General features: G+C 71.3%; 14 protein-coding genes, 1 tRNA gene and 1 pseudogene. 12 read left to right on the top strand and 4 right to left on the bottom strand.

The genetic code is table 11. The annotated features are described in order from the left end of the window. Positions 1–16 precede the first annotated feature (16 nt). Together BEK98_RS03045 and BEK98_RS03040 are read right to left on the bottom strand one after the other, a co-directional pair. On the bottom strand, positions 17–247 hold the full coding sequence (locus BEK98_RS03045) for a response regulator transcription factor (RefSeq protein ID WP_094214779.1): 231 nt from the start codon (positions 245–247) through the stop codon (positions 17–19). A 191-nt stretch (positions 248–438) separates the two neighbouring features. Further along, a pseudogene (locus BEK98_RS03040) lies at positions 439–819 on the bottom strand (hypothetical protein); the annotation flags it as partial. Positions 820–958: 139 nt separating this feature from the next. Between BEK98_RS03040 and BEK98_RS03035 the strand changes: the two are divergent. Then, positions 959–1,516, top strand: a complete 558-nt coding sequence (locus BEK98_RS03035; RefSeq protein WP_094214778.1) for a SigE family RNA polymerase sigma factor — start codon at positions 959–961, stop codon at positions 1,514–1,516. After that, positions 1,513–2,724 (top strand): WD40 repeat domain-containing protein, encoded by a 1,212-nt coding sequence (locus BEK98_RS03030; protein ID WP_094214777.1) that lies wholly within the window; start codon positions 1,513–1,515, stop codon positions 2,722–2,724. Before BEK98_RS03035 ends, BEK98_RS03030 begins: the two co-directional genes overlap by 4 nt. Here BEK98_RS03030 and dapA read toward each other — a convergent pair. After that, on the bottom strand, positions 2,684–3,607 hold the full coding sequence (gene dapA, locus BEK98_RS03025) for a 4-hydroxy-tetrahydrodipicolinate synthase (protein ID WP_094214776.1): 924 nt from the start codon (positions 3,605–3,607) through the stop codon (positions 2,684–2,686). The genes BEK98_RS03030 and dapA overlap by 41 nt on opposite strands. Before the next feature lie 163 nt (positions 3,608–3,770). Here dapA and BEK98_RS48855 point away from each other — a divergent pair, with 163 nt between their 5' ends. From BEK98_RS48855 to BEK98_RS03005, 5 genes are all read left to right on the top strand, one after another. Next, complete coding sequence (locus BEK98_RS48855) at positions 3,771–3,911, top strand: hypothetical protein (RefSeq protein ID WP_167444074.1); 141 nt, start codon at positions 3,771–3,773, stop codon at positions 3,909–3,911. Continuing rightward, the gene (locus BEK98_RS03020; protein WP_094214775.1) at positions 3,908–4,606 is read left to right on the top strand and encodes a hypothetical protein; all 699 of its coding nucleotides are present in this window, start codon (positions 3,908–3,910) and stop codon (positions 4,604–4,606) included. The genes BEK98_RS48855 and BEK98_RS03020 overlap by 4 nt, the downstream gene beginning before the upstream one ends. Positions 4,607–4,693: 87 nt before the next feature. Continuing rightward, positions 4,694–4,981 (top strand): DUF3618 domain-containing protein, encoded by a 288-nt coding sequence (locus BEK98_RS03015; RefSeq protein WP_094214774.1) that lies wholly within the window; start codon positions 4,694–4,696, stop codon positions 4,979–4,981. 128 nt (positions 4,982–5,109) lie between these two features. Beyond that, positions 5,110–5,718: an ArsR/SmtB family transcription factor gene (locus BEK98_RS03010; RefSeq protein ID WP_094214773.1), complete on the top strand. Its 609-nt coding sequence runs from the start codon at positions 5,110–5,112 to the stop codon at positions 5,716–5,718. Positions 5,719–5,736: 18 nt separating this feature from the next. After that, positions 5,737–6,474, top strand: coding sequence for an SRPBCC family protein (locus tag BEK98_RS03005; protein ID WP_094214772.1), 738 nt, complete (start codon positions 5,737–5,739; stop codon positions 6,472–6,474). A gap of 6 nt (positions 6,475–6,480) precedes the next feature. On the opposite strand, the gene BEK98_RS03000 is transcribed toward BEK98_RS03005, so the two are convergent. After that, entirely contained in the window at positions 6,481–8,307 is a 1,827-nt protein-coding gene (locus tag BEK98_RS03000) for an endonuclease/exonuclease/phosphatase family protein (RefSeq protein ID WP_094214771.1), read from the bottom strand. Between the two features lie 266 nt (positions 8,308–8,573). On the opposite strand from BEK98_RS03000, the gene BEK98_RS02995 reads away from it, so the two are divergent. The 5 genes from BEK98_RS02995 to BEK98_RS02980 all read left to right on the top strand — a co-directional run bounded on the left by BEK98_RS02995 (position 8,574) and on the right by BEK98_RS02980 (position 14,583). Beyond that, positions 8,574–10,001, top strand: coding sequence for a hypothetical protein (locus BEK98_RS02995; protein WP_094214770.1), 1,428 nt, complete (start codon positions 8,574–8,576; stop codon positions 9,999–10,001). 274 nt (positions 10,002–10,275) lie between these two features. Next, positions 10,276–11,727, top strand: coding sequence for an alkaline phosphatase PhoX (locus BEK98_RS02990; RefSeq protein ID WP_094214769.1), 1,452 nt, complete (start codon positions 10,276–10,278; stop codon positions 11,725–11,727). Positions 11,728–11,786: 59 nt separating this feature from the next. Further along, positions 11,787–11,856, top strand: a tRNA-Lys gene (locus BEK98_RS48850). Positions 11,857–12,225: 369 nt separating this feature from the next. Then, entirely contained in the window at positions 12,226–13,809 is a 1,584-nt protein-coding gene (locus tag BEK98_RS02985; RefSeq protein ID WP_094214768.1) for a TROVE domain-containing protein, read from the top strand. A gap of 126 nt (positions 13,810–13,935) precedes the next feature. Then, the gene (locus BEK98_RS02980; RefSeq protein WP_094214767.1) at positions 13,936–14,583 is read left to right on the top strand and encodes a GntR family transcriptional regulator; all 648 of its coding nucleotides are present in this window, start codon (positions 13,936–13,938) and stop codon (positions 14,581–14,583) included. The last annotated feature ends 12 nt before the right edge of the window (positions 14,584–14,595 follow it).

The following is a 14,595-nucleotide window of genomic DNA, read 5'->3' as shown; positions in this document are numbered from 1 at the left end:
TCGTTTCCCCTCTCTGTCACAGGCCCATGGAGATGGCCAGCCGGGTCAGCTCGGCCGTGCTGTTGATGTTGAGCTTGGCGCGGATGCGGCGCAGGTAGGCGTCGACCGTGTGCTTGGAGAGTCCCATGTGGCGGGCGGTCTGCAGGTAGGTGCGGCCGGCGGCGATGTGCCGCAGGGTCTCCCGCTCACGCGGAGCCAGCTCGGGGGCCGGGGCTTCGGTGGTCGCCGTGGTGAGGGTGAGGCTCATGGGAGATCCTTAGGCGGTCGACTGGGTCGTCGCTGCTCGCGTCCTCGGAAGCAGTGGGCAAATGTCCGATATCGGCTTTTCGCCCTCTTTCTTCGAGTTTGGGTCGATAACGTCATGGCGCTGTCCGCCGACTGTCACAGCCGTGTCACGAGCCCACCCAGGGCGTCTGCCAGCGCCGCGAAGTCCTGCTGGGGGCGACCCGCCGCGTACGCCACGATTGCCTCGGTCTTCCAGTGCTCCCCCACTCTCGGCTTCGCTCGAGCGGGGGGACCCCCATCGTCCGGCCGCTCGACGAAGAGGCTGTCCCCGAAGTCGACGTACGGCAGCTCGGGCAGCCCGACGACCGGCGCGATCCAGCGGTTGGCCTCCGCCATCCACGTCGTCGCCCAGCACAGCTCATAGCCGAGCGACAGCAGCGCCGGGCCGTGGGACGGGTTCAGCCAGACGCGCAGGGGGCGGCCCGGGCGCACGGACGCCCGGATCGTCGTACAGCCCGCGGGGCGGCGTTCCGGCTTGGCCGCGTACGGGTTCAGGGGGCCGTCGACATCCAGGAACAGCAGGGGGCGGGTCACGGGGGCACGGTAGGGCGGCGCGGGCGTGCGAGCTGCGGAATTTTTTTGTCATGGGCAGGCATAGCGGCGGGCCGTCCCGCACGTCACTTGGGGTACAGGGCCCGGACAGCAGGTCGGCCCGGGGGAAGAGAAGGTGACGATGGATGCCCAAGCGCAGGAGAGTTTTCGACAGTTCGTGGCCGGTAGGTCCTCGGCGCTGCTGAAGACGGCCGTCCTGCTCAGTGGCGGGGACCAGCACGCGGCCGAGGATCTGCTGCAGAACGCGCTGGTCAAGGCGGCCGGGCGGTGGCAGCGGATCGACGAGCCGGAGGCCTATGTCCGGCGGATCCTCTACCGGCAGCAGGTCAGCCGCTGGCGGCTGAAGTGGCGCCGCCGGGAGGTCACGGTCGCCGAGCTGCCGGAGGCCGCCGCGGCCCCGGACGCGTCCGGCACCGCCGAGCTGCGGCTCGTGCTGCGTACCGCGCTGTCCCGGCTCACCGCCCGCCAGCGCACCGTGCTGGTGCTGCGTTACTTCGAGGACCTGCCCGAGGCGGACGTGGCCCGGCTGCTGGGCTGCTCCGTCGGCACCGTACGGTCCACCACCCACCGCTCCCTGGCCCGGCTGCGTGCGCTCGCGCCCGAGCTGGCCTCGTTCGGCCCGGACGGCAACGACCAGCGGCCGTCCCGTGACTTCTCGCCCGTGGAGGTGCGTCCGTGAACGTCGAGGAACTGGTACGCGACTCCCTGAAGGAGATGGCGGGACAGGCGCAGCCCGCGGCCGCGAACCTCGCGGACCGGGTGTTCGTGCTGCGCCGCAGGCGTCGTACCCGCCGGATCGCCGGGGTCGCCGCGTCCGCCGCGGCCGTGGTCGCCGTCGCCGTGGGTGTGCCGATGCTGGACGGCGGTGGCCGGGACGTACGACCCGCCGGAGTCCCCGACGGCCGGGTCGTGGCCCACCCCGATCAGTCGCCGCCGCGCGATGTGATCAGCGCCGGGGACACCCTCATGGCCGGGTACAGCACGCTGAAGACCGTGAAGCTGCCGGACAAGGACTGGATCTACACCCAGACCTACCGGCTGCTGGACCCCAAGACCGGCACGTACAAGAAGGACGACCGCTGGTCCTTCGTGACCGTCGCGCCGGGCGCGCGCACGGCCGCCGTACTGGAGCGGAAGCTGCCCGCCGGCCGGGTGGGGCTGCTCGACCTGGCCAGTGGCGAGGTCAAGCGGTGGATCCCGGTGCCGCAGGGCGCCGGCGGGGCCGCCTTCTCGCCGGACGGGACCAAGCTGGCCGTCACCACCTACGCCAAGAACCCCGACCGCGCCTTCTGGAGCGCCAAGGTCGAGGTCAACTCCAAGATGGAGCCGCAACGGGTGTCCAGCCGGACCGGGTTCACCGTGATCGACGTCGCCTCGGGCGAGGGGCAGTGGCACAAGCTGCCGTTCTGGAAGGACCAATATGGGATGGGTGGCAACCCGCGCACGGATCTGGAGTTCAGTCACGACGGGAAGTACCTCTGGGAACCCCTGACCGAGAACCCGGGCCGCAAGTACCACGCCCTCGACGGTACGGACGTGCAGACGCCCACCGTGGAGAGGAACCTGCGGCCGTACGTCGAGGCCGGCCTCTCGCCCGACGGGAAGTACGCGGCGGGCGACTTCGCCGGGCACGGCAAGGTGATCGCCTCCTCCATCGGCGACGCCGCCACCGGCAAGTTCGTCACCACGGTGCCCGGTCAGCAGCTGCTCGCCTGGGCCGACGGCAAGCGGCTGATCGCCTGGGGCATCGGCGGCGACGGCAACGAGTTCCACCAGCGGCTGGTCCTCGTCACCATCGGCAGCGACAAGGTGCAGCCGCTCAGCGGCTTCCGCTCGCCGAAGGACTTCAGCGACGGCCGCTGGGATCCGCTGTTCGCGACCCGCTGACCAGCTCCTCGTAGAGCGCCAGCAGCCCGTCGGCCGCCTCCCGGCCGGCGGGCAGCAGCGGTGCCCGCACCGGCCCCGCGGGCAGCCCGAGTTCACCGAGGAGCGCCTTGGCGGTGACCGCGCCGGGCAGGCCCGCGCCCATCATCGCCTCGATCAACGGCGTGGCCCGCAGCTGGAGTTCGGTCGCCCGGGCCGTGTCCCCCGCGTCGAACGCGTCCAGGATGGCCGCGAAACGGCCCGGCACGACGTTGGCGACCGTGCTCACGCACCCGGCCGCGCCCACCGCGTACAGCGCGAGGACATGCTCGTCGCAGCCCGCGTAGTACGCCAACTCCGTGTGCGCCAGCACCTTCTGGGTGCCGAGGAAATCGTAGGAACAGTCCTTGACCGCCACGATCCGCGGGTGTCCGGCGAGGCGGATCATCGTCTCCGGCTCGATCCGGGTGCCCGTGCGGCCCGGGATGTCGTAGAGCATCACGGGCAGCCCGCTCGCGTCGGCGACCTGGCGGAAGTGCGCCTCCAGCGCCTCCTGCGGCGGCTTACTGTAGTACGGCGTCACCACCAGCACCCCGTCGGCGCCCGCCTTCTCGGCGGCGAGGGCCAGCTCGATCGTGTGCCGGGTGTCGGCGGTGCCGACGCCCGCGACCAGCGGGACACCGTCGCCGACCGTCTCCCGCACGGCCGCGATCAGCTCCGCCTTCTCCGCGTCCGTGGTGGTCGGCGACTCGCCCGTGGTGCCGTTCAGCACCAGGCCGTCGCAGCCCTCCGCCACCAGCCGGCCGGCCAGCCGCCGCGCCCCCTCCACGTCGAGCGTGCCCGCCTCGGTGAACGGGGTGATCATCGCGCAGAGCGTGCGGCCGAAGGGCCGGCGTCGAGTCGTCATGGGAGTAGTCTCGGCACGGCAACGGTGAAGCTCTACTTAATTCTTCTAAGAGGTATTGCTAAGCATCGCTGATGAATTGAGGGGGCGGACGGCTGAAGGCCCTATGTGCAACCCGGCCCCGCGTGGGTCACTATGGGGGTCAACGTCGGTCCTGGGAGGCACCATGAAGCTCGGCAAGGCACTGGCCACCGGGGTCGCCGAGGAGCGGCCGCTCGTCCACGAGGAGGAGCCGCGGCTCCCCGAGGAGACCACCCTCAGCGCACCGGCCGAGCCGGCCCGCGAAGAGGTACCGGCGGCCCGATGAGGCTGCGGCTCCCGGCCGAACGCCCGACGGAGCCGCCGACCGGATACAAGATCGCCCGCCCGGTGCTGTCCCAGGACGGCACCCGGGCCGGGTTCACCGGCGTGTCACTGGGCAGCGCGCTGCCGTACGGCGTGCTCGACGACGCCTCCTGCGTCTACGGGCGCCGACACCGCTCGCCCGCGCGCCTGTGCGACTGCGGCTTCCACTGCGTGCACGACCGCGCGACCGCCGAGGCGCTGCTGTGCGCGGCCGAACACCGGGCCGCGGTCCTGCTCGAAGTCTCCGTGCTCGGCGCCTACATCCGCTTCGAGCGCGGCTTCCGCTACGCCCGCCAGCGGGTGCGCACGGCGACCGTCGGTCCCTGCGCCTGCGGTGCCACCGCGGTCGCACTGGCCGCCGACGACGACTGGGGCAGACCCGGCTGGCGGGGCCTCGCCCCCGCGTGCGCGGGCTGTGTGCGGGGTCGTACGTCCGTCTCGCTCGCCGGATTCGCCCGGCTGGCCGGGGAGGGTCTGCGGGTGGTCGCGGGCGTCGGCGGTGCGGCAGCTGCTGACGCCGGGTTGACGGCCGACGGTGAACTGGGCGTACCCGAACTCGTCGCGGAGGCCGCCCTGTTGCAGGCCAGGCTCGACTGGTTCCAGACCCAACTCGCCCGGCTCGGCGAACGCGGGGCCGGGGGAGCGGAGGGCGACTGACGGTCTTCGGTGGGGGTACCCGGAGGTTCCGCACGGAGAGGAGGCGGAACACCCTGTCGGCGATGTGATCAGGGAAAGGGCACACCGATGAAGCACAGGATCCCGCACGGCTCGGGCGCCAAGGGCCCCGACGAGCTGCGGCACCAGTTCGAACAGACCCGCAGCCGGCTCGGCCACACCGTCACCCAGTGGCGGGACCGGGCCGATGTGAAGGGCCGGGCGTCCACCCGGGCCGCCGACCTGAAGGACAAGGCCGGCGCCATGACCGTCCAGCTGCGCACGAGCGCCGCCGCACACCCGCGCCCCCTGCTGATCGCGGGCGCGGCGGGTGCCGCCCTGGCCACGGCGGGCGTGCTGCGCCGCCGGCACCACTGAGCGCGCCCCGGCCCGCCGGCGTCACTGAGCGCGCCCCGGCCCGCCGGCGACGCGGGGGTTCCGCACACCCTCCCACCGAAAACTCTGCCCATCTGGACAAGAAAAGTTTTCGGTGAGAGGGTGGACGCATGCTGGACGTGACCGTGATCGAGGACCCCGAGGCAGCAGTCGTATCGCTCGACCCGATACGGGCCAGGCTGCTCGCCGAGCTGGCCGCCGGACCGGCGTCGGCGACGATGCTGGCCGGGCAGGTCGGACTGCCCCGGCAGAAGGTGAACTACCACCTCAAGGCGCTGGAGCGGCACGGCCTGGTCGAGCTGGCCGGGGAGCGCCGCAAGGGCAATGTCACCGAGCGGCTGATGCGCGCGACCGCCGCGTCGTACGTCATCTCGCCGGCCGCGCTCGCCCCCGTGCAGCCGGACCCGGACCGCTTCCGTGACCAGCTCTCCGCGCGCTGGCTGCTCGCGCTCGGCGCCCGCCTGGTGCGGGACGTCGGCGCGCTGATCACCGGTGCCGCGAAGGCCCGCAAGCAGCTGGCGACCTACGCCCTGGACGGCGAGGTCCGCTTCGCCTCCGCCGCCGACCGCGCGGCCTTCGTGCAGGAGCTGACGGCGGGCGTGAGTGCCTTGATCCGCAAGTACGACGCCCCCGACGCCGAGGGCGGCCGCGACCACCGGATCGTCGTCGCCCTCCACCCCACGGTCAAGGACCAGCCCGCCCCCGAACTGGAACAGTAGTCAGCAGGAGAGCCCGCCATGTCCAAGGAATTCGAGATCGTCCGCGAGTTCGAGGTCGACGTCCCGCCGGAGAAGGTGTGGGAGGCGATCACCACCGGAACCGGTGGCTACCTCTGGCCGATGGACCCGCCCGAGCCCCGGGTGGGCGGCAGCGGCCCCTTCGGGTCCAGCGTCACCGCCTGGGACCCGCCCCACCGCTACACCAACCGCAGCGAGGACGTCGGCTTCCCTATCCAGTCGCTCAACCAGCTCGACTACACGATCGAGCCCCGCGACGAGGGCCGCCGCGCCTGGGTGCGCTACGTCCACAGCGGCATCTTCACCGACGACTGGAACAACCAGTACGACGGCGCGAGCAAGCACACCAACTTCTACCTGCACACGCTGTGCGAGTACCTCACGCACTTCGCGCCCCGCCCGGTCACCTTCGCCCAGCTGCAGGGGCCCGCGGCCTCGCAGACCCCGCGGGCGCTCGCCGCCGTCGCCCGCGCGCTCGGCCTCGCGGACGACACGGCCGCGGGCACGAAGGTCAGCGCCCAGGGGCCCGGCGGGCGGACCCTGGACGCCGTACTCGACTACCGCAACCCGTACTTCATCGGCCTGCGCACCGACAGCGCCCTCATCCGCTTCTTCGGCCGCGGCCACTGGGGCGCTCCGCTCGGCATCAGCGTGCACGACTTCGCGCCGGACGCCGATGCCGAGGCGAACGAGACCGCCTGGCAGGACTGGCTGAACGGCGTGTTCAGCCGGTCCTGAGGGGAGTTACGGACGGAACCGCAGCACCTGCGGGTCGTGGTCGGAGATCTGGTCGTTGAACTCCGAGTTGATGTGCACGCTGTCGTACTCGAAGTCGCAGCCGCGCCGGATCGCCGGGCTGACCAGGATCTGGTCCAGGACCTGCTGGTTGCCCTGGTAGTCGTAGGTGTAACGCTCGCTCTTCGGCAGCGACTTGATCGCCGACCACAGCTCGCCGTCGCCCTCGAGGATCTTCGCGGTCTCGGAGAACTCGAAGTCGTTCATGTCGCCGAGCGCGATGACGTTCGCGTTCTTCTGCACGGACAGGATGTCCTTGACGAACGCGTTCACCTCGGTCGCCTGCGCGTGGCGCTGGATCTCCGAGCTGCGCACCGGCGGCTGGTACTGCGCGGTCAGACCCTGGTCGCCACCCTTGGAGTTGAGGTGGTTGGCGATCACGAAGACCGTCTTGCCGCGGAAGACGAACTCGCCGGCCAGCGGCTTGCGGCTGCTCTTCCAGGCCGCGTTGTCCGGGTCGATCCGGCCCGGTGAGAGCGTCAGCTGCGCCTTGCCGTGCACCTTGGTGACGCCGACGGCGGTGGTGGAGTCGCCGCCCGCGCGGTCCACGAAGGACACCCGCTCCGGGTTGAACAGGAAGACCTGGCGGATGTTGCCGCCGGGCTCGCCGCCGTCCTGGTCGTTGACCGGGTTGATCGAGCGCCAGTCGTACTTCGGGCCGCCCGCCGCGACGATCGCGTCGATCAGCTTGTTCACGGTCTCGCTCGCGTCGACCGTGCCGTCGTCCTTGGCGCCGTTGTTGTCCTGGATCTCCTCCAGGGACACGATGTCGGGCGACTGCAGGTTGTTCACGATCGCGGCGGCGTGCTTGTCGAAGGTGGCGTCCGACGGGTCGAGGTTCTCGACGTTGTAGGTCGCCACCGCCAGCTCGCCGCGCGTCTGCTTCTGCGTGGTCTCCCGCTCCAGGCCGCCGCTCTCCAGCGTGCCGAGCTTGCTCGCGACCAGGGTGTAGCCGCCGAACTGGTTGAAGTCCAGCGGGCCGGTGGTGGTGCCCTCCAGGCTGTCGCCGACGTTCGCCTTCGGGAAGTCGGCGGTCGCACCCAGCGACTGGATCTGCAGCCGGCCGGTGTTCTGCGACTCGTAGGAGCCGTAGACCGTGCCGCCGCGGCGGTTGCGGTGCTCCCACGGCTTCACCGTGACCCACAGCTCGCTGTAGGGGTCGGTGGCGGTGACCACACGGGCGTCCTCGACCTGGACGTTCATGCCCTCCAGGGACTCGTAGTAGTCCAGGGCGTACGCCGAGGGGTCGAGGGCCAGGCCGTTGATGGAGCCGGCGGCGGCGGTGTCGCCCTGCGGGGCGTACGTGTCCGGCACCGAGTCCTCGTCGATCACGACCGGGGCCGGGACCGCGTTGCCCGTGGAGACGGTGGTGACCGTCGGCTTGGTGATCTCCGTCACCGACTGGTTGCCGGAGGAGGCGCCGCCCGGGACGTACTCGGAGACCGTGCCGGTCACCGTGACCGAGTCGCCGACGGCGACCTTCGGCGTCGAGCTGGTGAAGACGAACACGCCCTCACTGGTGGCCGGGTTGTCGTCCGGGGTCGGGTCCTGGATCCAGAAGCCTCTGGAGGAGCCGTAGGTGCGCGTGGCCGTGACGATGCCGGGCACGTCCGTGACCTTCTGGCCCGCGAACGGCGATATTCGCGTCGTGCCCTGGATGTCGTGGATGCGCACCGAGTCGGCGTGCGCGGGCGAGGTGAGGACGACGGCCGACGCGGCGGAACAGACGGCGGCGACGGTGAGCGCGGCGAGGCGCGCGGAAGACCTGCTCGGCAAGGGAATCCCTCCGGGGGCGTACATGAGCGCCGGGACGAGGTGGTGACGGAAGCGTGCGGGGCACGTAGCCCTGCGTGACACGCGTAGAGCAGAGTGAACAGTTGTCCCCCCAACTTCTACGCGCGTCAATCTCCTGCCTGCGCCCGGGAGTTGTCAAGGTTTCGGCCATGTACGAGCGCTGAAGGAGAGATGAACCGGGCGGCATGGGTCCAAATCCGTCTAGGCTGAGCGGCTGAGTCCTTTCATGGCCCGAGGAGAACCAGCCGATGTCAGACAGCTCCCCCCTGCCGCCCGTACGGCTGCACCCCGAAGCGGAGCTGGCGCGGGCCGCGCTGTCCACGCCGTTGCTCTCCCGTGCCGCCCGCCTGGCCCGCTGGGCCGGGCCCGACACCCGCGTGGACGCCGGCGGCGGGCTGCTGGAGGAACAGCTTCCGGCCGCCGCCGACCTGCTCGGACTCAGCGGGGACGACGCCGCCGCGCTCGCGAGCGAGGCCTGGCGGGTGGCCGTGGACGCCGGGCTGGTCGAGATCGTGGACGAGGAGGCCGGGACCGTCGCCGCGGGGGAGGAACTCGCGCTGCTCACCGGCGGCACCCCGCACGACGTGCTCGCCGTCTGGCTGGCGGCCCTGGAGACCGTCCTCGCGGACGCGAGCGTGCCCGACCTGGACGGTCTGGTCGACGCGCTGGACGAGGGCGGCGAGGTCGATTTCTCGTCACTCGACTGGGACCCGGAGGCCGAGGCGGAGTTCCTCGACGGCGTCCTCGGCAACCTCTATCTGCTGACCGTCAGTGAGGACGGCCCCGGTGAGACTCCGGTGCCGCTGCCCGCCCTCGCCGCCTCGATGATCGTCCCCAGCGACATGGGCGAGCCCACCAACGACGTCCTGGAACAGGTCTCCGACGCGATGATGCGCCTCGACGACCAGTTCCGGATGCTGGAGCCGGTCGGTCTGGTGGAGTACCGGCCGGTGGACGAGGAGCTGATGGGCGATGCGGAGGAGGAGCCCTCGGCGCCGGTGGACGACACCGACGTCTCCCGCTACGGCATGGTCCGGCTGACCCCGCTCGGCGCGTACGGGCTGCGGGCGCGACTGCTGGAGGCCGGGTTCGAGGCGCCCGCGGTCGGTGAACTCTCCGACAAGGGCGCGGACGTGCTGCTCGACGGCACCGCCCACTTCGGGCAGTCCGCGGCCCAGGCGGAGACCGAACAGTGGCTGGTCCGGCGGGAACCGCTCGCCGCGGCACGGGAGTTGCTGGCCGCGGCGCGGGGTGCCGATGCCGGGGCGCCCTTGCGCAGGCTGCGCTGCCAGCAGGCGCTGTCCCTCGTCGGCCTGGAGGCCGAGCCCGCGCTGCGGGAGGTGCTGGACGACCCCGAACTGGGCGGGCTCGCCCGGGTGTGGCTGAGCGAGCGCGGCGCCTCCGGTGTGCCCGCGCCCTCGCAGGAACTGGTCTTCTGGCTGACCATCGACACGGTGGCTGCGCAGCTGGCCGCCGAGGGCAACTCCGAGGAGCTGCAGGCGCTGGTGGAGGGCCTGGCCGAACAGCACAGCGGGTTCTTCGCGGCGGCCTGGCGGGTGGAGCATCCCGCCACCGCGGAGGTGCTGGAGGCGATGGGGCGGCTGCACCCGGACAAGAAGGTGGCCAAGGAGGCGCGGAAGGCGGCGTTCAAGGCGCGGTCGGCACACGGGGGTTGAGCGGACTCGTCGGTGCTGGGCCGGCTTGTCGGGGTTGAGCGGTCTCGTTGGGGTTGAGCGGACTCGTCGGTCGCGGCGGAAAAGAGCTGGTGTCTCCGGGGAACGACATGGCCGGTGTTTTGGACGGCCATGGGGCTGTGCATACGGATTCATGGAACAGGGGTCTCTGAAGTAGCCCGGTGTTCAACCGCCGTTCAAAAGATGGCGGGAGCGTGAGCGCCGCAGAGAGGCCGCCACCCTCCACCACGGCACGCCCACCGTCACAGGAGACACCATGTCGCTCACCCGCAGGGACTTCGCCAGAAAATCCGCGATCACCGGTGCCGGAGTCGCACTGGCGGGCAGTGTGGGCGCCCTCGCCACCGCCCCGAACGCCCTCGCCGCCACGGACGACATCGAGACCGTGGACGGCGAGTCGGCGCACGGGCACCACGGCGTCGGCTACGGCCCGCTGCTCCCCGACCCGGACGGCATCCTCGCCCTGCCCGAGGGCTTCACGTACCGGGTCATCACCTACAGCGGCAAGACCCAGCTGGAGTCGGGTGAGTTCACCCCGTCCAACCACGACGGAACCTCCACCTTCGACGGCCCCCGCGGCGCCACCCTCCTCGTCAACAACCACGAGCTGAAGGGCCCGCGCGCCAACTGGAAGTACCCGGTCCCGCTCACCGAGGGCCTCGTCTACGACCCCGCCGCCTCCGGTGGCTGCACGGTGGTCGAGGTGCGTCGCGACCATGTCGCCGAGTGGGTCGGCATCGCCGGCACCTCCACCAACTGCGCGGGCGGCAACACCCCGTGGGGCACCTGGCTGACCTGCGAGGAGACCGAGGACAAGGCCGGCCAGAACGGCATGACCAAGGACCACGGCTACGTCTTCGAGGTCGACCCCGAGGACCGCCGGGCCAACCGCGACCCCAAGCCCGTCAAGGCGCTCGGCCGCTACGCCCACGAGGCCGTCGTCGTCGACCCCAAGCGCGGCCACCTGTACCTCACCGAGGACGCGGCCGGCCCCAACGGCCTGCTCTACCGCTGGACCCCGCCGGAGGGCTTCCGCCACGGCCGCGGCAAGCTGCGCACCCTCGCCGACGACGCGGGCGTCCTGCAGGCCTTCAAGTGCTTCGACTCCGGCGGCAAGTTCATCGACGACCTCTCCCGCGCGACGAAGATCGGCACCGTCTACGGCGTCGACTGGGTGGACGTCCCGGACCGCGACGCGAAGACGACCTCCGTCCGCAAGCAGTTCACCGAGGGCCAGGTCACCCGCGCCCGCAAGCTCGAGGGCATGTGGTGGGGTGACGGCGGCACCTACATCGTCTCCTCCTTCGCCCGCACCGAGAGCCCCGTCCAGCACGACGGCGCCGTCTGGTTCTACGACCCCAAGCGCCGCACCCTGACCCTCAAGGTCCTCCTCGGCGTCAACCCGGACCCGTCCGCCGACAACGGCAACTTCGACGGCCCGGACAACATCACCGTCTCCCCGTACGGCGGCCTGGTCATCGCCGAGGACGGCGAGGGCATCCAGCACCTGTTCGGCGCGACGGAGAGCGGCCGCACGTACCCCATCGCCCGCAACGACCTGAACATCGGCACCGCGGAGAAGCCCGAGTACAGCGAGTTCACCGGCGTCACCTTCTCGCCCGACGGCCGCACCCTGTTCGCCAACATCCAGGAGCCCGGCATCATGCTCGCCATCACCGGCCCCTGGAAGCGGCAGAAGTGCGACTGACCTCCGGGCGGTGATTAATTCGCTCGCTCGTCCCGCGGCTCCCCTCCTAGAGTGATGCACGTCCAGGTGCGAAGGCAGGACCTACTTCCACTCTTAATGGGGAGGCCGCGGGTTCGAATCCCGCCACCGGCTCTACGGGCCGGTGTAGCTCAGCGGCAGAGCACCAACCGTCGGTTCCGCCGACCTCGATCTCTGGACACCGAAAACTTCATGCACCTCCCGGTGCGCAGGCTGCGGTTACTTCTTTTCCAAAGAGAACCCATGACCGCCGCCGAATTGATCTCGGGAGGCGCAGCACATGGTGGGTGTCCGGTGCGCAGGCAGCGGTTACTTCAATGGGATCAGAAGGTTGCGGGTTCGACTCCCGTCATCGGCTTCGGGTCGGTGTAGCTCAATGGATAGAGCATCTGACTAAAGTCCGCCGCCGATCCCGATCTCGGACACCCTCCATTTGCTGTGCCTCCCTCCGAAACTCGAATGAATTCGGGGGAATTCACCATGGCGCGATTCAACACGCGTGTCGCCAAGGCGCAGCTGAAGTCGGCGGTGACATCGACGGGCCGCATCCTGCGGACCTACGAGGGCGGCCGGGGCCAGGAGCGCGATCCGCGTTCCGAGCTTTTCCTTCTCGCGGTCTCCAACTTCGTCTCGAAGGACACCTTCTACGAGAGCGGCGCCGACCGCGACGACCGGTTCACCCGACTCGTCCGCGACCTCGCGGTCAGCGACCCGGAGTGGACGGCCGGCCTGCTCGGCTGGCTGCGCGGCGAGGGCAACATGCGGACGGCCTCGATCGTGGGCGCCGCCGAGTACGTGCACGCCCGGCTGACCGCGGGCGCGACCGCGGGCCCGTCCAACCGGCAGGTCGTGGACTCCGTGCTCCAGCGCCCGGACGAGCCCGGCGAGCTGCTCGCCTACTGGACGGCGACGTACGGACGCGCCCTCCCCAAGCCGGTCAAGCGCGGCGTCGCCGACGCCGTACGACGGCTGTACCACGCCAAGTCGCTGCTCAAGTACGACACCGCGTCCAAGGGCTACCGCTACGGCGACATCCTCAACCTGGTGCACGCGGCGCCCGACCCGGACAAGCCGTGGCAGGGCGAGCTGTTCCGGTACGCCCTCGACCGGCGGCACAACCCGGACACCGCCGTGCCGCCCGCGTCCAGCCCGCTGCTCACCGCGCACCGCGAGCTGATGGCGCTGCCCGTCGAGCAGCGGCGGGCCGTCGTCACCGCGCCCGGCGGTGTGGAGCGGCTCGCGGCGGCCGGTGTCACCTGGGAGGCGCTGGCCGGCTGGCTGCAGGGCCCGATGGACCAGGCGGCCTGGGAGGCCGTGATCCCGTCCATGGGCGCGATGGCGCTGGTCCGCAACCTGCGGAACTTCGACGAGGCCGGGGTCTCGGACGAGGTCGCCGCCCGGGTCGCGGCGAAGATCAGCGACCCGGAGCAGGTGGCACGCTCGCGGCAGTTCCCCTTCCGCTACCTGGCCGCCTACCGGCACGCGCCCTCGCTGCGCTGGGCGTACCCGCTGGAGCAGGCGCTCGGTCACTCGCTGGCCAACGTGCCCGCGCTGCCGGGCCGCACGCTGGTGCTGGTCGACCGGTCGGGCTCGATGTTCTGGTCGCAGGTGTCCGAGCGCGCCCAGCTCACCCGGGCCGACGCGGCGGCGATCTTCGGCACCGCGCTCGCGCTGCGGGCGGCGGACGCCGACCTCGTCGAGTTCGGCTCGACCAGCGCGAAGGTGGAGTTCCGCAAGGGCGAGTCGGTGCTGAGGATCCTGGAGCGCTTCGGCAACCTGGGCGGCACCGACACCACCGAGGCCGTACGCCGGCACTACCGGAAGCACGACCGGGTGCTGATCGTCACCGACGAGCAGTACGCCCCGCACCAGCACGGCGACCCGACCGCCCAGATCCCGTCCGGCATCCCGGTCTACACCTGGAACCTGGAGGGCTACCGGGCGGGCCACGGGCCGTCGGGCACGGGCAACCGGCACACGTTCGGCGGCCTGTCGGACTCGGCTTTCCGGATGGTGTCCCTGCTGGAGGACGCGCGTGACTCCCGCTGGCCGTGGGCGGCCTGACCCGCGGCAGGCCTTGATCGTGGACCGCACCTCCACGGGGGGTGCGGGCACACCCTTGTCTGCTCCTCCCTTGTCCGCCGTCTGCTCCCTTGCCTGCCCCGGCATTGATATCTAACATTTCAGTTCGTGGAGACGCTGCGACCCGTACCCCGCACCCTGCTCCGGGACCGCGCCTACGCGGCCATCCGGGACGCCATCGTGGCCGGGGAGATCGAGCCCGGCGCGGTGGTGCGCGACGCCGACCTGGCCGAGCGGCTGGGACTGTCCCGGGCGCCCGTGCGCGAGGCCTTCGCCCGGCTCGTGGACGAGGGGCTGCTGGAGAGCAAGCCGCAGAGCTACACCCGGGTCACCCCGCTCGTCGCCGCCGACGTACGGGACGCGGCGGCGGTGGTCGGCGCCCTGCACGAACTGGTCACCCGGGTCGCCGTACCCCGGCTGCGGGACGCGGACCTGGAGGAGATGCGCGCGGCCAACGACCGGTTCGCCACCGCCATGCGCACGGGTGACGTGGACGAGGCCCTGCGTGCCGACGACGAGCTGCACGACGTCCTGGTCCGGGTGAGCGGCAACCGCGCGGCCGCCGCGACCGTCGCCCGCTACACCCCGCTCATCCGCCGCCTGGAGAGGCAGCGCTTCGGCGAGGGCGGCTCCTGCCGCTCGGCCGGGCTGCACGAGCGGCTGATCGAGGCCTGCGCCGACGGTGACACGGACGGCGCGGTCCGGGTCACCGCCGACATCTGGCGCACCCTCGCAGACCTGGCCGACCCCGACTGACCTGGAGGTCCC

Origin of the sequence: Streptomyces diastatochromogenes (assembly GCF_002242805.1) — a bacterium.
Taxonomy (GTDB): domain Bacteria; phylum Actinomycetota; class Actinomycetes; order Streptomycetales; family Streptomycetaceae; genus Streptomyces; species Streptomyces diastatochromogenes.
Note: the sequence above shows the minus strand (reverse complement) of the source record. Positions and strands in the feature narration are given on the sequence as shown.